General features: G+C 49.9%; 13 protein-coding genes and 3 pseudogenes. 7 read left to right on the forward strand and 9 right to left on the reverse strand.

Translation table 11 applies throughout. The features are described 5' to 3' along the window. Positions 1-102: 102 nt before the first annotated feature. Positions 103-789 (forward strand): glycoside hydrolase family 2 TIM barrel-domain containing protein, encoded by a 687-nt coding sequence (locus ACGCCZ_RS05335; protein WP_054324521.1) that lies wholly within the window; start codon positions 103-105, stop codon positions 787-789. Between the two features lie 449 nt (positions 790-1238). On the opposite strand, the gene ACGCCZ_RS05340 is transcribed toward ACGCCZ_RS05335, so the two are convergent. The 3 genes and pseudogenes from ACGCCZ_RS05340 to ACGCCZ_RS05350 form a co-directional block, all read right to left on the reverse strand. Beyond that, positions 1239-3005, reverse strand: a complete 1767-nt coding sequence (locus tag ACGCCZ_RS05340; protein WP_054324522.1) for an ABC transporter ATP-binding protein — start codon at positions 3003-3005, stop codon at positions 1239-1241. Next, positions 3002-4791, reverse strand: a pseudogene (locus ACGCCZ_RS05345) (ABC transporter ATP-binding protein). Before ACGCCZ_RS05345 ends, ACGCCZ_RS05340 begins: the two are co-directional and overlap by 4 nt. Before the next feature lie 197 nt (positions 4792-4988). Beyond that, a complete protein-coding gene (locus ACGCCZ_RS05350; protein WP_054324524.1) occupies positions 4989-5603 on the reverse strand; it encodes a TetR/AcrR family transcriptional regulator in 615 nt (204 codons plus the stop codon). 160 nt (positions 5604-5763) lie between these two features. Here ACGCCZ_RS05350 and ACGCCZ_RS05355 point away from each other — a divergent pair, with 160 nt between their 5' ends. Both ACGCCZ_RS05355 and ACGCCZ_RS05360 read left to right on the forward strand, forming a co-directional pair. Then, the gene (locus ACGCCZ_RS05355) at positions 5764-6159 is read left to right on the forward strand and encodes a cation transporter (RefSeq protein WP_411655499.1); all 396 of its coding nucleotides are present in this window, start codon (positions 5764-5766) and stop codon (positions 6157-6159) included. A 451-nt stretch (positions 6160-6610) separates the two neighbouring features. Further along, positions 6611-6850, forward strand: a complete 240-nt coding sequence (locus ACGCCZ_RS05360; RefSeq protein ID WP_054324526.1) for a FeoC-like transcriptional regulator — start codon at positions 6611-6613, stop codon at positions 6848-6850. A 227-nt stretch (positions 6851-7077) separates the two neighbouring features. Here ACGCCZ_RS05360 and ACGCCZ_RS05365 read toward each other — a convergent pair. From ACGCCZ_RS05365 to ACGCCZ_RS05380, 4 genes and pseudogenes are all read right to left on the reverse strand, one after another. Continuing rightward, a pseudogene (locus ACGCCZ_RS05365) lies at positions 7078-9152 on the reverse strand (heavy metal translocating P-type ATPase). An 82-nt stretch (positions 9153-9234) separates the two neighbouring features. Next, positions 9235-9504, reverse strand: a complete 270-nt coding sequence (locus tag ACGCCZ_RS05370) for a DUF6110 family protein (RefSeq protein ID WP_054324527.1) — start codon at positions 9502-9504, stop codon at positions 9235-9237. A gap of 185 nt (positions 9505-9689) precedes the next feature. Next, complete coding sequence (locus ACGCCZ_RS05375) at positions 9690-10625, reverse strand: helix-turn-helix domain-containing protein (RefSeq protein WP_054324528.1); 936 nt, start codon at positions 10623-10625, stop codon at positions 9690-9692. A 742-nt stretch (positions 10626-11367) separates the two neighbouring features. Then, on the reverse strand, positions 11368-12720 hold the full coding sequence (locus ACGCCZ_RS05380; protein WP_085534184.1) for a replication-associated recombination protein A: 1353 nt from the start codon (positions 12718-12720) through the stop codon (positions 11368-11370). 257 nt (positions 12721-12977) lie between these two features. Between ACGCCZ_RS05380 and ACGCCZ_RS05385 the strand changes: the two genes are divergently transcribed. The 4 genes and pseudogenes from ACGCCZ_RS05385 to ACGCCZ_RS05400 form a co-directional block, all read left to right on the forward strand. After that, on the forward strand, positions 12978-14108 hold the full coding sequence (locus ACGCCZ_RS05385; protein WP_054324535.1) for an aldo/keto reductase: 1131 nt from the start codon (positions 12978-12980) through the stop codon (positions 14106-14108). Between the two features lie 104 nt (positions 14109-14212). Then, positions 14213-15313, forward strand: coding sequence for an aldo/keto reductase (locus ACGCCZ_RS05390; protein ID WP_054324530.1), 1101 nt, complete (start codon positions 14213-14215; stop codon positions 15311-15313). Between the two features lie 271 nt (positions 15314-15584). Continuing rightward, a complete protein-coding gene (locus ACGCCZ_RS05395; protein ID WP_411655500.1) occupies positions 15585-15911 on the forward strand; it encodes a hypothetical protein in 327 nt (108 codons plus the stop codon). 1196 nt (positions 15912-17107) lie between these two features. After that, a pseudogene (locus ACGCCZ_RS05400) lies at positions 17108-17213 on the forward strand (YlxR family protein); the annotation flags it as partial. A gap of 235 nt (positions 17214-17448) precedes the next feature. Here the strand turns inward: ACGCCZ_RS05400 and ACGCCZ_RS05405 are convergent. Both ACGCCZ_RS05405 and ACGCCZ_RS05410 read right to left on the reverse strand, forming a co-directional pair. Continuing rightward, on the reverse strand, positions 17449-17745 hold the full coding sequence (locus ACGCCZ_RS05405) for a hypothetical protein (RefSeq protein WP_411655501.1): 297 nt from the start codon (positions 17743-17745) through the stop codon (positions 17449-17451). 158 nt (positions 17746-17903) lie between these two features. Then, positions 17904-18414: SPASM domain-containing protein (locus tag ACGCCZ_RS05410; protein ID WP_411655502.1), on the reverse strand; the 511-nt coding region annotated here is incomplete at its 5' end.

An 18414-nucleotide genomic window follows, 5' to 3' on the forward strand; every position in this document is an offset into this window, starting at 1 on the left:
CGGGGATACATAGACCTCTCTTTCCTTCCGTCCTGGCAGATCGATAACAGTCTCGTAAGAGCCGTCCCACTCCTTGACGTTACACTTTCATTGAAATCGAATATGTACCCCGCTTACACGGACGTGGAAAAGAAAGGTAAGAGCGGCAAATCCCCGTATGTCATGTGCGAATATGACCATTCGATGGGCAACAGCACAGGCGCTTTGAAGGACTATTGGGACATCATCCGCAAGTATCCGAACCTCCAGGGCGGTTGGATTTGGGACTGGGCGGACCAGTCGATCAACACCCAGATTCCCGGCGCGGAGCCCGGCGAGACCTATTGGGCTTATGACGGCGACTGGGACGTCTATACCGGCAAAAATAATTTCTACGTCAATGGCATTATTGCGCCGGATCGCACCATTCATCCGGCCATGTATGAAGTCAAGAAGGTTTACCAGTCCTTCCAGATGACGGCAAAGGATCTGGAAGCGGGCGTTATTACCATCGACAATGAATACATCGATACCAATGCAAACGAATACGACATGACCTGGGAATTGATCCGCGATGGAGAGTCCATTGCAAGCCATACGCAGTCCGTGGATGTTCCTCCGCAAGAGACGGTGGACATCACCCTGGAAGGCTATACTGCGCCGGCTGACCTACAGCCCGGCGAGGAGTGCTTCCTGAATATCCGTTTCACTACAAAAGAAGGCTGCTGGCGGGCGGATGCAGGCGTCTTTATCAGATGTTGGCAGGATTACCACACAATGGGTTGTATGTACTCGACCAGTCTTTCCTAAAGGACTCACCAAACAAATTGTCAAGCGGGTTTTTACAAAAGATACTAGGCAACATAGGGCGTTCTTCCGTATTGATTGTTTGCTCCCTTCAAAGGGAAATGTATCCCGTGAGGACGAAGCTTTATAAGGAAGCTGTCCATCGTCTTTTCCATCCTACCGGGGCTTTCTCTCAAAGCCGCCGCACACTTATAACCCTGGCCTTAACGTTGTAAATAGGAGAGTACTGAAATTTATAATGATTTTTCAAAAGGTTTACAGGATATACCATTTAAGAAAGTGTGAAAGAATTCAAAAAGCCCTTGGGCTTTGTTACACTTGTAACAAACTCAAGAGCTTTTGATATAAAAATCAATAAATTCTAAAGTCTTTATTTAAGGTTGGAGAAATCCGATGTTTGAGCCGGGAATACCGTTCACAAACATGAGATGATGCCAGCTGGAAACAAAATGTCATAATCGAGACGATGGCCGCTCATTCAGTTGCCAGGAAGCGCTCTCCTTTTGTAGTTGCACCATGTGATGGTATAATCCTTTTTGTTCCATCAATTGGGCAGGGGTGCCCTGTTCAGCGACTTTCCCATCTTTCAAGACAACAATGTGGTCCGCATGGGCTACCGTACGCATACGATGAGCGATAATCAACACCGTCTTATTTTGTACTAGGCGGGAAAGGGCCGCTTGAACAGCACTCTCATTTTCAACATCCAGAGAAGCTGTCGCTTCATCCAGCAAAATTACAGGAGCATCCTTTAGAAGTGCCCGCGCGATGGAGATGCGCTGCCGTTCGCCTCCGGACAAAGTAGAACCATTTTCTCCGATGACGGTTTGGTATCCCTGCGGAAGCTTACGGATGAATTCGTCGCATTGTGCAGCGCGGGCTGCTTCCAATACTTCTTGATCGGTCGCCTCGCGCCGTCCTAAACGGATGTTTTCCATGATGGTATCGCGGAAAAGGACCACATCTTGAAAGACAATTGCGTAATAGTTTAGCAGAGCTTCTGGCTCCACACAGGTCACATCAATGCCTCCCAGAGTAATGGTTCCAGAATTGACATCCCAGAAGCGTGCTGCCAATTTGGCGGCTGTCGACTTACCACCGCCAGAGGGCCCGACAAGCGCAGTGACCTCCCCTTGCTTAGCCGTAAAAGATACGTCGGACAGAACACCTTCATCCGAATGGTAAGAGAAAGAAACATGGTCAAATTGGATGTCATACCCGTTGGGAGTACAAGTATTGGAACCGGTTTGTACGGGTTGTTCCTCGATTTGACGCATACGTTCGATCTGCAGTTTTGCACTAAAGGTAGCGGCCAGGTTTTGCAACGCCAATGCCATGGGATCATAGAACCGTGCCGCGGCGATCAAAAAGACAAGATAGGTCAGAAGATCCACACCGCCTGTAATTAGCAGATGTGCGCCCACGAGGACGGTCGTTGCCAACCCTAGACGAAGAATCGCTTGGGCGGATGTGATAAACACGCCTGTAGTCAACTCAGCATGAATTGCAGCAGATTCAACGCCATCAATCTTGGCGTGTACACTCTCTAGGTAGTGTTCCTTTTGATTGCATGCCTTGATGTCACGGATGGTTTCCAGACATTCTTGAATTCCATCAGAGGCCGCACGTTTGGCAAGAATGCTGCGTGTTCCAAATTTGTCTTGTAGGAACTTGGAACCCACAGCAAGAATGAGTGCAACAGGAAGTACCCACAACACCGCCAATCCCAAGCGCCAGTCCATAGACAAAAGACCGATGGCGATGAGCGCCGTGGAAAAACAGGTAGCAATCAGCTGGGGAATGTAATGGGAAAAGGATTGTTCCAGGCTGGAGCAGTCGGACATGATGGTATTGGTCAAGTCAGCCAGGTCCCGGTTTCCAAAAAAGGAGAGGGGGAGTGCGCGGAGCTTTTCTGCAAGGCGAACCCGGCGGTTGGCACTCTCTTCATAGGTGCCCGTATATGTTTTGGCGTATTCCTTCCAATGGAACAAAAAGATGAACACAAGAATGATCAGGGCGCCAAGGGTGTATCCCCACACACCCGAAGAGGGATCGGTCCCTTCTGTCAAAGCAGCAATCATGGCCTGTAAGACAAAGAACAGGAGACCAACCGGCGCCATAAGGGATAAATTGCAGACCGTACACCAAAATACACCGCTGACCAGGTCCTTTGTCCCTTGTTCCGATAGAGCGAAGATGTGTTGCAATTTCCGAATCATTGCACAGCCTCCTTTCCAACCTTCCATTGGGCAGAGGTCTGATAATTCTGCCACATTCGTGCATATAATCCCTTTTGCTCCAGAAGTTGCTGATGGGTACCGCTCTGTAAGATTTGGCCTTCGGAGAGCACAAGAATCCGATCGGCATTTTGAATAGTGGAAAGGCGGTGAGCAACCATCAACACCGTTTTTCCGCGGGTCAAAGATTCAAAGGCCTTCTGAATCTGATACTCATTTTCAGGATCAGCAAAAGCAGTCGCTTCGTCCAACAAGACGATTGGTGCATCCTTTAAAATGGCACGCGCCAAAGCAATGCGCTGCTGTTCGCCCCCGGACAGATAGACCCCTTTTGCACCGACGACGGTATCGATACCGTCGGGCAACTTCTCGAGAATATCGTCGCATTGGGCTGCATGAGCAGCCTGCAAAGCCTCCTCCCGGCTGGCTGAAGGCCGGGCCGCCCGGATATTTTCCAGGAGGCTGGCCTTAAACAAGCGCGTATCCTGAAAAACAAAGGCTACTTGAGCCATCAAATCGCGGGTGGAAATCTGCCGGACATCCACGCCGCCCACCTGAACAGAACCTTCTTGTGCGTCCCAAAACCGGGGATCAGTGTAGCCGCGGTGGTTTTACCCCCGCCAGAAGGGCCCACTAAGGCGACTGTCGCCCCCTCAGGAACCGTAAAGCTCGCGTGTTGAAGCGCAGGCCGGTCCGCGCCAGGATAGGTAAAGGTCACGTTCTTGAACACAACGCTATGCCCGCTTGGAGACTGAGGATGTGCCGGTTCGGCTAAAGGCTTCTGTTCCAGAATCAGATTGAGCTTACGAATCGCCTCGTCGGCTTCCATCAGAGCCTGCGAAGCGTACATAATGCGGTTCATCATGCCACCACAGGCCGGAGCAAAGAGGATATAAAAAATCATGTTTAACAGAACATCCCAGCCATCTCCACCGGCTGCAGCGGTCATGAGCATCCCCATAGGGATAAGCAAAAGGAAGGTGCCGTTTAAAACCGTGGTAAACCAAACCAAGGGGGTCCGGCAACTCATCGCATAACCGGAGGCCAGTTCCTTATAGGACATGATCGCTTGATAGAAGTTTTTAAAGGAATGAACGGTTTGCTGAAAGACCTTGACGACAGGGATTCCGCGGATATACTCCACTGCTTCGCTGCTCATATTTTCTAACTGAATCTGATAGCGTTCGAAAAATTTCGCATTTTTTCCACCCATCATCAACGTCATCAGCCAGATGGAAACGATCATAGGAATCAAACAAACCAATCCCATCCGCCAGTCGAACACAAAAAGCAATACGAGGGCAACAACAGGGGTGACGATCGCTCCCACTAGGTCGGGAAGTTCGTGAGCCAATAGGGTTTCAGTCATCCCGGCATTGTCGTCGATGATCTTGCGCAGACGGCCGGTCTGATTGCTGGAAAAAAAGCCGAGAGGGAGGTCGACCGCGTGATCGATGGCGGTCCGCCGCATATTTCGAGCGGTATGGAACGCGGCGAGATGGGTACACATCAAGGCCCCAAAATAGACGAGTATGCTGGCACCGGCAAATGCGACTGCCATCCAGCCAAACCGCTCGAGTCCAGTGGCCTGTGAAAGTGAAGGAAAAGCACGGAAGGCCCCCTGTACAGCAAGCCAGATACATACATAGGGCATCAGTGAAAGGGCCGCCGACACCCCGGACAGGGTACAGCCCAAGATGGTCAGCTTCTTGTGCCCGCCTGCATAACCCAGCAGGCGGGACAAGCTGCTCTGCTTTTTTTTGTTCATGGGGAATAACGCCTCCTTAATGAAATAAATTCCGGTTGGACATAGAACCGCAGATTGGGAAAGAAACAGACCCTCAAAGAATTTTAAGTTAGCGATAACTAACTAAAAAGCAAAAAAATAGCGGCATACAAACCATTTCACAAAAAAGAATGTTGATAGTTAGCTACAGCTAACAAAGGGCGAAAAAGAGAGGCTCTTCAGAGCCCCAAGACCGTTCTCCAACCCGGATAGAAAAACTGACGAAGCGTAGTCAGGTAGTGTGCTGCCTCTTCCTTCGTAAAATCGTGCACGACCACTTCAAACAGAGCCGTGGAATATGCACTGAGAAGGAGGTGAAGCTCCCGTTCATCGATCGTACGGACGGGTACGCCGCATTTGCGCGCTGCTTCCATGAACTGTAAGGTCTCTTTTTGCTCCAAAACGACGAAATCATGGATAAAGTTTTCGTATTTGGTCCCGGAAGAACAGCAGAGCAACAATTTAAAGGCATCGAAATGGTCATAAATCAAATCGAGGAAATAGATCACTTCTGCATTACTAGCCCATATTTCGTCCAGCTGTTTCACAACCAACAGCTCATAGTCCCGTTCCTTGATGGTTTGGTAAACTTGGTCCAATTTAGAGAGCAATGGTTCTACCAAGGAGGCGAACACGGCCTCTTTATCTGCAAAATGGCGATATAATCCAGCCGATGTCATTCCAGCAGCTTCCGCGATGGATCGCATGGAAGCTTTTGCAAACCCTTTTTTCAGGAATTCAGCTTTTGCTGCGGGGACAATTCTGGCAAAGCTGGCGCTTTTATCCCTTGGCACAAAACCCTCCCTGCGGGGCAACCGGTATAGATCCCGTTTCACTATTCATTGTAGCTTTGATTTCTGTTTTGTCAAGGGATAAAGGCGGCGAAGCCACATTGACAGAATAGGTTTTTTGTGCTACTTTAATTAGCAGAGACTAACTGAGGGGGCTTTAGAAATGGTCAACATTATTATTCCGGTCTTACTGGCATTGGCATGTATTTATGGTGTCTATAGCTATGTCCGGAAACTTCGTCAAGGGGGTGGCTGTTGTGGCGAACATGAACCGCCCGTCAAGAAGGTGAAGGTGGCGGATCGGGATAAAAGCCATTATCCGTATGAAACGGTTCTGACGATTGATGGGATGACATGTTCAAACTGTGTGAGGCGGGTAGAAAATGCGCTCAACAACTTGGATGGTGTTTGGGCCCAGGTGGATCTTGGTTCTCGAAAGGCCATTGTACGGACAAAGCAGGTACTTTCAGAGGATACCTTACGCGAGGTGGTCCAAAAGGCAGGGTATCTGGTCCTTTCGGTACAACCGGGACAGTCAGAAGCGCGTGAAGAGCAATAGAAATTTTTATGCACAAAAGTTAGCTAAAGCTAACTTTTGTGCATCTTTTATCTTGCATACTGTAGCAAAATACGAATCTCCTGCTTTGTGGGGAGAGTAAAGGGTAACGCTTCCAGTATTGAGTAGAACAGCTGGTTATACAGGCACCTAAAAAGGAACTGGGCTTGGCCAAAAAGATGGGACCTGTTTACGGGTGACAGGACAAGCGATGCAAAAATGAGTGATACAGTGCTTCTAAGGGGCTGGATGGTATCAAGCCCTTATAGGGGTGATACAGTTCCTCGGCTTAGACGGGAATCGTGCCTAGATGGAATAGATGGGATGCGACGTTTGAATACACAGAGGCGATTTAAGGACGGTGAAGCGCAAAATGTAGATGGTTTTATACGTTCTTTTAGAGATGGCCTTATTTTGGATAGGAATTTTTTCAATGCACGAGGGGGTGAATAAGATGGATAAACTCATGGAACTGTTGGAGGAGGGCCGCGCCTGGTCCGTAAAGGATCTGGCAGATTCCTTGCAAAAACCGCAAGAAGAGGTCCAAAAGCAGGTGGAATCCTTGGAGTACGATGGTTATCTTCGAAAGACATGCGGCTGTGGACCCCAGTGCAAAGGTTGTGGGCATTGTGGTTCGCATGGGCATCATACCCCCTCGTTCGAACTGGTAAAGCTTCCCCAGGAGGAACTGTAACGGGAACCAAGTCGAGTAAGAAATGAAGAAAGACGGACAAACGGCGTCCATCTACCTTTTGAAAGGGAGGGACGCCGTTTGTCCGTCTGCCATTTTCGGGCGACAGCCAGGTATCTTCGAAAGAACCATACTCAATGGTATTCTGTGTGCATTGTGCAGGCAACATTTCCTGAAAAAGCGCGTTGCTTGACTTATGAGATGTTTTGGAAGCGGTTGCCGGTGTTTTTTTATTCCAGCAGATTGGTCATGCTGCGCAGGCTGACACCCAATGTAGACAGATTGTGCAGCATGGCTGAGGTCGCAGGAGGAAGGACGCCTGCAACACCGAGACCGATCAAACCGCCGTTGAATCCAATGACAAAGCGGTAGTTCGATTGAATCCGGCGCATCAGGCTGCTAGCAATCATACGCAGGTTGACCAGTTCGAACAAGTCGTCGGCTGCGATTGTAATATCGGCGATTTCCCGTGCAATTGCTGCACCGTCGCTGATGGCAATGCCTACATCTGCAGCGGATAGCGCAGGGGAATCGTTGATGCCGTCGCCCAGCATGATCACCGTGTGCCCCTGTGCACGCTCTGCTTCTACAAATCGAGCTTTGTCCTCAGGAAGGACCTCGGAATGGTATTCGTCCACACCGACTTGGGCGGCAATGGCTGCTGCGGTTCGCTCACTGTCTCCGGTGAGCATAACGGTTTTTTGAATCCCCAGGCGGCGCAGAGCATTGATGACCGCTTCAGCCTCTGCACGAAGGGGATCGGAAATACAAATGACAGCGGCCAGCTGTCCGCCAATGGCAAGGTACAGATGGGAGTACTGCTCTGGAAGCTCGTCAAAGCGCGGTTGGTCGCCATTCGGAATGGCACACGCCTCGTCTTCAAAGACAAAATGTGCGCTGCCGATCACCACACGTTCATTTCCGACCGTACTGGCGATTCCGTGGGCCACCAAATATTCCACCTGGGAATGCATTTCCTCGTGGGAAAGGCCGCGATCTCGGGCAGCCTGTACCACAGCGTTGGCCATAGAATGGGGGAAATGCTCTTCCAGGCAGGCCGCCAGCCGGAGCATATCCTCCTCGCTGTGGCCGCCAAAGGGAATCACCTCTGAGACGACCGGGCAGGCGTAGGTCAGAGTACCGGTTTTATCAAAGACAATTGTATCCGCTTTGGCGACGGCCTCCAAGTACTTTCCGCCCTTCACAGTTACATGATAACTGCTGGCTTCACGCATGGCGGAAAGCACAGCCAAGGGCATGGCCAGCTTCAACGCGCAGGAGAAATCGACCATCAGAACAGACAACGCGCGGGTGACGTTCCGGGTCCATAAATAGGCCAGGACACTCCCAAACAGGGTATAGGGCACCAGCTTATCGGCCAAATTGGATGCCTTGCTTTCCGCAGCAGATTTCAGTTTTTCAGACTGCTCAATCATGGCAACAATTTTATCGTAACGGCTTTCTCCGGATTGTTGGGTCACACGGAGCACACACTCGCCCTCTTCCACCACAGTGCCGGCGTAGACGGCTGTGCCGGGACGTTTCGGGACAGGAATGGATTCTCCGGTGAGGGATGCCTGATTGACCATTACTTCGCCTTCCTCGATGGTACTGTCTAAGGGGATCAGACCACCCATACGCACGGAAATGCGGTCGCCGGCCTTAACTTGATTTAAGGGTACCAGAATTTCCCCGGAAGATGTCTTAAGCCACACGCGGTCAATGTTCAAAGACATGCAACGGGCCAGATCATCCACAGACTTTTTGTGGGTCCACTCTTCCAAGAGCTCGCCAAGTCCCAGCAAAAACATTACCGAACTGGCAGTCGAAAAATCGCGGCGGATCATGGAGATTCCAATAGATAGCCCATCCAACAGTTCCACGCGCATCTTTCCCTGGAAAAGACATTTGATACCGCGAAGGAGATAGGGAATCGACCGGCACAGCGTGTAGGCGATTCGCAAAGGTGCGGGAAAAAGAGGGAACGGATGGCCTTAAAGACAACCCGCCCCACCAATTTTTCCTCGTAAGCGCGGTTGAGCGCCCGGCCGCTGTGCAGAGGAGCGAGATCGGCGACGCTCTCGGCGTCATAGGAGAAGCGGCTGATCTGTTGCAGCAGATCCGCACGGATGTCTTGATAATAAATAACAGCACAGCAGGTCCGTTCATGGACCACCGCCTGCCGCACTCCAGTGATATGCTGAAGGTATGCTTCCAGGAGATCCGCCTGTTCCAATGTCATCCGATTTTGGCAGCAGCGGATACGCATGCGCCCACTGCTTTCATGCATAATTTGAAATTTCATAGTTGACCTCCGACAAGGAAAAGAGGGCCGCAACCGCGACCCTCTTTTATTTGTTATAGAACGGACAGCAGATTTGCCCGCATCAAGCCTCAGTTGCTTCCGTGGACGTATCTTCCACAATCTCTTCCTGTGCAGCGCGCCGCTCGTTGATATCCTTGGCTGCGGCCAGAATGTCCGCCGCATTCTCCTGAACCGAAGTAACGGTACCCATTACGGATTCCTTGACGCGCAGTGCTGCTGCCGTGGCGTGGGTATAGGCTTTTTTGGCATCCTTGCTGCTCAGCAGTTTGATACCGGCGGAGCCAAACAGTGCGCCGCCCACGAATAATGCGATCTTTTGATAAATGTTCATAAGGCAATTCCTCCAGTATTATTTGTGCCGATAGCCCGTGATGATAACCATCACCATACAGATGACAGCGCCCCAAGCCCAGAATTTGTGCTGCTTCAAATTGGACACCTCCTAGCGCACGGCATTCATTTGAAATTCAAATATAACACAGTCTATCTGAAATTGCCGCCGGAAATAGACAAAACTCACCGGTTTTGGACATTTTTTTGATGATATAACCTTCGGTACTGTGCCGGAGTCATGTGGTAGTACTCTTTAAAAGCAGTCCCAAATTGGCTGGTACCAGTATAACCCACAGAGGACGCCACGGCCAACACGCTTTCAGAGGTTGTGCACAGCAGACGGGCTGCTGTTTGTAAACGATAATGCTTGAGGTAGGCGTGGATAGGGGTTCCATAAAGACGGCGAAAACAGTTTTTCAGAAAGGTCGGGGACAGTTGAAACCGCCGGGCGAGTTCCTGTACCGTCAGATGTTGGTCAAAATGAGCCAGCATATAGTCATGAACGCTACGGACAACGTCTGCCTGATAATGGTCGCAGTATCCGGTTTCGTGGGGAACGGTTCCCGCAGCCTGCCAGCTACACAATAGATAGAACAATTCCCAAAGTTTCAGAAGAAAGTAAGCGCCCCGCTGCTCCTTGGAAAGCTGGCAGAGGGATGCCAGGCAGGAGGCGCCCCAAGTGGTGTTCCGGATTACGGTACATCCATCGTGAGCGTTGAGCAATGCCTGCACCTGTTCCAAATGCAGGGGGCTTCCTGATAGCAGTGCGCAGGCACGCGCAAAGGACTCCCCTGCGGCAGAATGGTCAAAAAAAGCAGCGATGCAACGAAAACAGCCGCGGTCAAAAGAAAAGTTACGGACCGCAGCGGCATCAGTGACCAGTAGAAGTTCTCCGGCCTCCACAGTCGTCACGGTTCCCTGTGCGGTTGTCACCTGAAGCTGGCCGGATTGACAAAAGATCCCTTCAAGGTGTGCAGGCTGCATCCCCGCGGGGTATGAGGCTTCATATTGGGCCAGACAATACTCCCGGACAATCACTCCGATCGTGGGGGAACAACGGTATATTTCTTCTGAGCACATTTGCGAACTAGCCCATGCGTCGGAATATTCAGCAAGCATGTGGATGCACCTCCCTTGTTATTTCTGGGCAGAAAAAGTGAAGAAGGAATGGAACCTGTTTATGCACGAAAGGGTGGGTATCCCCTTCGATGAAAGAAAAATTACCATAAGTTAGCCTTAGCTAACTTATGGTTCGAAAAAAGCCGCTCCATCAGAGCAGCTTTTGCTATGGCGCAATCTTCTCTTATCATACCAAAGACAGGATTTATTTGTCAATAATAGGAGGAAAATCTTTCTTCCTGTAACCCTATGAAGTGTACAAAAACCTTGAAAACAAAACATACGGCCCAAAGGCTGACAAACCAGAGGCAGTCCCGCCCGGCAAGGCAAAACGTAAGACCTGAAAAGATTTCCGAAACCAAAAGCTCCGTAGCGCGTGGAGATCTCCTGGATTGAACCCCTGAAAATCGAACTGTTTGTGGCCAGATACGGCCTGTATTTGGATAACAACATTCATGTAACTTTCTTTGCCTCATCGATGATTTTCAAATGGTTGCCTTGTCATTTCAGCAAATCCAAGGAAGAAACGATAAAAACGCGATGGGAAGTCAATGGAAGGACAATCCGAGTATCCGGCTAAAAAGCGCATGTATTTAACCAACCGGCCAGGGTTGGGGTGTCCAGAGCGCTTTGTATCAGAGCGTTCGCTTACTTTTGGAGCCCTGTAAACAATCCTTTTTGGAGGACAGTTGCTTTTCTCAGAACAACCGGTCGCGGCGCTGGCAAGAAAAATCCATCCTATTCACTTGGTTCCATCGCCGCCCGCTTCTTCCTCCCGACGTTTTTGTTCCCGCCACTGTTTGATTTGTCGTAGGCGTTCCTGTACACGCGCTTCAGAACCCTGTGTGGTTGGGATATAGTAAGTCCGTCCTTCCAAAGAATCTGGAAGGCATTGCATGGAAGTGAGTTTTTCCTCTGTATCGTGGGCGTATTGGTACCCTTGCCCATAGTGAAGGTCCTTCATCAGACGGGTAGGGGCGTTGCGAATTTGGAGAGGGACAGGTTCATCCAATCTTTCCAGTGCATCCCGTTTGGCGGATTCATAAGCCATATACAACGAATTCGACTTTGGCGCGAGGGAGAGGTACGTTACCGCATGGGTCAAATGGACGGAACATTCCGGCATCCCAATAAAATGGCACGCCTGATAAACGGCTGTAGCGACTTCAATGGCACGGCTGTCGGCCATTCCCACATCTTCGCTGGCAAAGCGGATCAGCCGCCGCGCGATATAAAGCGGGTCCTCCCCGCCTTCCAGCATACGAGCTAACCAGTAGATGGCAGCGTCCGGGTCGCTGTTTCGCATGGATTTATGCAGTGCAGAGATCAGGTTATAGTGTTCCTCCCCATTTTTGTCATAAAGCAAGGACTTCCTTGAGAGGCATTGCCTCAAAATGTCCGCCTCTACGGTTACACCTTCGGATGTGCGTTCCCCATTTAAGACCGCCATTTCCAGGGTGTTTAAAGCCGTGCGCGCGTCGCCATTCGCAAAATGGGCGATTGCCGACAGCAACTCTTCTGAGATGGATATGGATTCCCCTCCAAACCCGCGGGTGTCCTCCAGTGCATGGCGAAGGAGGACCTCCAAGTTTTGCGTGGTTAGCGCTTGTAGAACGAATACCTTGCAGCGGGAAAGCAACGCCGAATTGACCTCAAAGGAAGGGTTTTCCGTGGTGGCGCCGATCAGTACAATGCTGCCACGCTCCACGAATGGGAGGAAGGCATCTTGTTGTGCTTTATTGAAGCGATGGATTTCATCCACAAACAGAATCGTCCGTTCCCCAAAACGCCGGTTTTCCTCAGCCCGTTGCATCACTTCCCGAATTTCCTTGATACCGCTGGTCACTGCGCTGAAGTCAATAAAATTGGCATGTGTCCGCCCGGCAATGATGCGTGCCAGAGTGGTCTTTCCCACCCCAGGAGGCCCCCAGAAAATCATGGAGGAAATGCGGTCCTGGTCGATCAGCTGCCGTAAAATTTTACCCGGTCCCAGTAGGTGTTCTTGTCCGACAAATTCCTCCAGAGTATGCGGCCGCATACGGCTGGCCAAGGGGCGGTCCATACCTTGCTTTTCAAATAAGGTCTGCTGTTCCATAGGGTGCCTCCATCGAATTGGTTTTTTCTATTCTACCACTTCGGGTAAAAAAGAACAAGAACAAAGTTTCGTTTAAAGAGCGAAATGAGACAAAACCTTGTAATATGGTGTACATGTGGGGAAAACAGAAGTTAATCTTTAAAAAATGGCCTAAAATACTTGACTTAGAGTGCACTCCAAGGGGTATAATCGGGGCAACATTAGAGGGTGGAAACAGAAGGTTTCTGCCGGCTGGATGGAAAAGGAGTGGGTGGATGATGCTATATAAGAGCTTTCAGGGATGGAAACTCTCTGCCCTCGGCATGGGCGCAATGCGCCTGCCCGTGATCGATGGCGACGATTCCCGAATCGATGAGACGGCAGCGGAACAGATGGTGGCATACGCTATGGAGAGCGGGATCAACTATTATGACACAGCGTGGGGTTATCACAACGGCCAATCGGAGTTGATAATGGGGCGCCTCTTACGGAAGTATCCGCGGGAGAGCTACTTCTTAGCAAGCAAATTTCCGGGTTATGACCTAGCCAATATGGATAAAGTGGAAGAAATCTTTGAAAAGCAGCTAGAAAAATGTGGTGTGGACTATTTTGACTTCTATCTATTCCACAATGTTTGTGAAATGAATATTGACGCATATTTAAATCCGAAATATGGGATCTTTGCGTATCTGATGAAACAAAAACAGGCTGGGCGAATCCGCCACTTAGGGTTTTCCGCACACGGCAGCTATGGCGTGATGAAGCGTTTTTTGCATGCATATGGGGCGGATATGGAATTTGGGCAGATTCAGTTGAATTACCTTGATTGGAAATTTCAGGATGCCCAAGCAAAAGTGGAACTTTTGCGGGAATTTGGCATCCCTGTGTGGGTGATGGAGCCCTTGCGCGGCGGCCGATTGGTTACATTGTCCAAAGAAGATACCGAAAAACTCCACAATCTTCGCCCGGAGGAACCTGTCCCGGCCTGGGCGTTTCGGTTCCTACAATCGATTCCCAGTGTGACGATGGTGCTCTCCGGCATGTCCAACCTGGAACAGATGCAGGAAAATATCCGCACGTTTGAGGAAGAAAAACCGTTGAATCCCCAGGAGATGAAGGCATTGCTGTGCATTGCAGATACTATGGTGAGGAAGAACATACTCCCCTGTACAGCCTGCCACTATTGTGTCAGCCATTGTCCGCAGGGCTTGGACATTCCATCCCTGCTTGCTCTGTATAACGAACACCACTTCACAGAGGGTGGCTTTATTGCACCCATGGCACTATCTGCAATTGCACAGAATAAATGGCCCAGCGCCTGTATCGCATGCCGGAGCTGTGAGGCCGTCTGTCCCCAACAGATTGAAATATCGGCGGCAATGGCCAGTTTTGCGAAGGAATTGGGATAAGGGGAATTTGATGGGGGTATATACAAAGCGGCGCCCCAAGAGGAATCGGTATACAGATAAGAGCGAAGAGGACCGAATGAGAGCTGTGATGAGGAGGAAATCGTATGGAATATCGCAAGTTGCCACATGGTGGAGAGAAAATCAGCATCATTGGGCTGGGAAACAGTTCGTTGGGACCAGCTGGAGAAGCGGAAATTGAAAGGATTGTACGTTTGGCGATTGAAAACGGTGTCAATTATTTCGATATGGCGGCATCGGATGCAGTACCTTTCCCAGCCTATGGAAGAGCGGTTGCTGGCTGCCGGGAAAACGTCTACTTTCAAATTCACTTTGGGGCGGATTATCGAAGCGGAAAGTACGGCTGGACACTGAACCTGGACACGATTAAGCGGTCGGTGGACTGGCAGTTAAAGGCGCTACAAACCGATTACATTGACTTTGGTTTTATTCACTGCATCGATGAAGCAGCAGATTGGGAGAAGGTGTGTGCAGCAGGAACCTGGACGTTTCTACAGAAGTTGAAAGAGGAGGGGGTCGTACATCACCTCGGGCTTTCTACACATACGCCGAAGATTGCCAATATGGTATTGGATACTGGTCTGATTGATATGATGATGTTCAGTATCAATCCTGCCTATGATTACCGGCACGGGGAGTTTGCCATCGGCAGTGTGGATGAACGGATGGCCCTGTACCGCCGCTGTGAAGCGGAAGGGGTGGGGATTTCCGTGATGAAAGCGTTCAGCGGGGGCCAACTTCTGAACGAAAAGACGTCTCCCTTTCAGCGTGCGTTGACAGAATACCAGTGCATACAGTATGCGCTAGATAAACCGGGCGTATTGACCGTACTGCCGGGCGTGCGTAATGAAAACGACCTGCACCGCATTTTGGGATTTCTGAATGCGGTGCCAGAGGAAAGAGATTACTCCATTTTGGGAACGTTTACCCCGCATGACGCGGCAGGAATTTGCGTGTATTGCAACCATTGTCAGCCGTGTCCAGCAGGGTTGGATGTCGGACTCATCAACAAATATTATGACTTAGCGCAGGCGGGGGATACATTGGCAAGAGACCACTATATTCATCTGGAAAAGACAGCATCCGATTGTATTGCGTGTGGCCACTGTGACTCCCGTTGCCCCTTCCATGTGGGCCAGGTACGGAGAATGCAGGACATTCGTTCCTATTTTGGCGGGAGGGAATAGCTGGAAAGTAAGATTCAAAACAGCCTTTCCAAGGGAAGGAATACATTGATCAGGCTGACGACAAAAAATGTGACTTTGGCAGCGTTGTTCCTTGCTATCGGATTGGTGCTGCCGTTTTTGATCGGGTAAATTCCACAGGTTGGGAACATGCTCCTTCCGATGTATATCCCGGTTTTCGTATGCGGCCTGATCTGCGGATGGCAATATGGAATGACAGTTGATGCGTTATGCGCTCTTTGGCGCGCCGGTTTTATTCCCTACGGGAGTTGCGATGGCATTTGAACGAATGACCTATGGGCTGGTGTACGGACTTTCCCGCTGGCAGGGTGTAATTGCACTTTATCGCTGTTTGGTTGCCGCCATGTTGGCTGGCAGGATTGTCTGGGGTATTGCTCAGATGGCGTTCTTGGGGATTACCAGCGAAGGTTTTACTTGGCGGATGTTCCTAATGGGTGCATTTTTGAATGCAATTCCCGGGATTGTAATTCAGCGGATTCTTATCCCGGCCGTCGTGGTGGCGTTAAACCGGACTGGTTTGGTACGGTTTAAACAACCGCAGGTGTCCGCCCAGAGGATGAACGGCCAACGTACGGCCTAAAAGGGAAACAAAAGAAGAACCACAAAAGGTGTCCGTCGCCCCGAAGGAAGGAGAGTACCAGCTTTGGAAAATCCCCACCCGAACGTTCTCGAGGAAAAGGAGCGTTTGAAAGCACAATGCTCGAGTGACCCTCTTCACAAGGAACGTTTGATAACAAAGAACTCTATCCCCGGCAATTTGTCGGGGATAGAGTTCTTTTTATAGACGGGAAACCGTCCGTCGCATGAATCTGTAGATAAAGGGGGACTGGACTCCCAGGATGTCTCCTTCATTTCGGAATAAACGATTCATAAGAGAGCGGGATACAGTGAAAAAGGGATAGGATAAAAGCGTATGGACGCCAGAAGAGAGAGCGGAAATTGTCCATAGGCATATGGATGAACATGTTTCGGTGAAACCATTGGAGAAGAGGGATAACGCAGATTGCAACGTGGTTTGCTGCTGAGTGAAAAGTTCATAGAAGGTAAATCCTCATTTGAGCATAAGGGACGTCCAGGAAATCCTTTCTCTGCTTTACATCCCAGTGAAGATCTTATAATAGAGCGGCTAGGGCTCATAGACGTCAAATTGAGAGTTGAAAAGGAACGGTAAAAAAGGATTGCAAGCGAAAGGGGCTGGTGTAAGCAAACACGTTATCGGATAGGGCAAGGGTTCGAAAGCGTAGAAATATTAAGAACCAAATCCCTGGTTTCATCTCTTTGCAATGGATGCCTGTCCATCCAGCTGGTTATGACAAGTGGAGAACCCGAAGGATAAACTGAATACATATGAGCATCATAGGCTTCTGCTACCAAGGTTAATGGAAGAACAACACAAGAAGTACCCTTCTCACGGACATCACATGTTGGCACAAGGCGTATTTGATGCAATTGGATGCTTTCTCATAATTTTGCCCATACATGCTGCAAACAGGACCGTATCCGTTCACAGGCGGAAAAACACCCATATAAAAAGGATGGTAAGAACATGTTCGATCCCCACGTAATAGCAGGAACCTGGAATGTCAACCACCCTGTTGGATTCGTAGTATCCGACATGACTATCTTTAAAAACGGAATAAAAATGAGGAATGGACATTGTGGATCGATCCATTTAACAATAGCGCTGGGGAATCCCTCCCCAAGCCGCGGTTGTTTTCATATAGATTCATCAGCGTATGTTTAAGAAATCACAGTCGGGAAGGGCGGTATGTGCAAATGCATCAAAAGCGAATCCCCCTGCGTATGTGTGCAGGATGCGGAGAAAGCAAGCCGAAAAAAGAACTGGTCCAGGTGGTCCGTTCGCCGGAAGGCGAGATTTCCCTAAGGTTCTTACATGCCAGGCAACACCGAGCCAAGGCGGTACTGTGTGATATTCCTATTTCGACTGCCTCAAGAAGCCTAAACAACTTGCTGGAAAAAGGAGAAGCAGATGCCCCAGAGAGACTTATACACCGGCCGGGGCTTTGTTTACGCCTCACCGGCCTTCGTTAAGGCTTACGGCCATTATGCCATACCACGCTCCATGTCTCGAGCAGGAACTCCAACCGATCATGCAATTATGGAAGCGTTAAATGGTTGAAGCAAGGAGAGTTACGCCTTGCCCTCGACTTAGAGAATACAGAAATGTTCCCAAACGGCTGGACGAGTATGTTTACTAGTTCAATCACCAGCGGCCTGTGGCTGCCCTGAATGATAAACCCCCAGTTCAGTACAAGACCGAACTGGGGTTCTGATTCTATGGTGGTTTTTAGTGCCTGCTTTTCTTTGAAAAATGCATAGAGCTGGCGGGTTGGCATATGTGGGCAAAGTTCTCTGGTTTTATCCGGACCTGAAGGCGCCGGCACATCTGCCACTTACAACAATTTGTTCCTTGCTGTTCATGAACGGGCCTGCACATCCTTCGCGCATCGTCCGGTCCAGCCCATGATCTGTTTCCGCTGGCTTTGAATGTGCTCTGCAATCTGCTGTAACATTCTTGCCCGTGGCGTCCATATATCGCGCTGGCGCCCGCTTATCTTGAAAAATACAGCAGCCGGGAATAGACCTCTAGCAAACGCGGATACGCATATTCAAAAAAGGACTTGTAGGCATCGCAAAGATAGTTTTTGCCTAGACCATCCGAAAAAAAATCCCGGTCCCGACGGCACCCGCCCCGACAGAGCGAAAACCAACGGCATTGCCGGCATTCCTCCGGCTGGTATTGGCTCTGTTCGACAAAGCGGAGCTGTTCCCGCTGCCGGTCGATTTGTTCCAGGGTGTCGGTCAGGAAATTACCCAGCTTATAGTGATCCAGCATGTAAAAATCACAGGGATAGACACTTCCATCCGCTTCGACCACATACTGCAGGCTACATTGACCTCCCATTGCACAGACTTGTGGAGGTTGTCCATCCAAAATCAACAATAGATTATCAAAGTATTGGTGGAATTGCCGCGCTCCTTTCTTGATCTGCTGGTACCAAAGATCAAAGGCATCCTTTAGATACTGTGCATACCGTTCCGAAGTAAGCGACCAGGGATGC

Source organism: Anaeromassilibacillus sp. SJQ-1 (assembly GCF_046693725.1).
Lineage (GTDB): Bacteria > Bacillota > Clostridia > Oscillospirales > Acutalibacteraceae > Anaeromassilibacillus.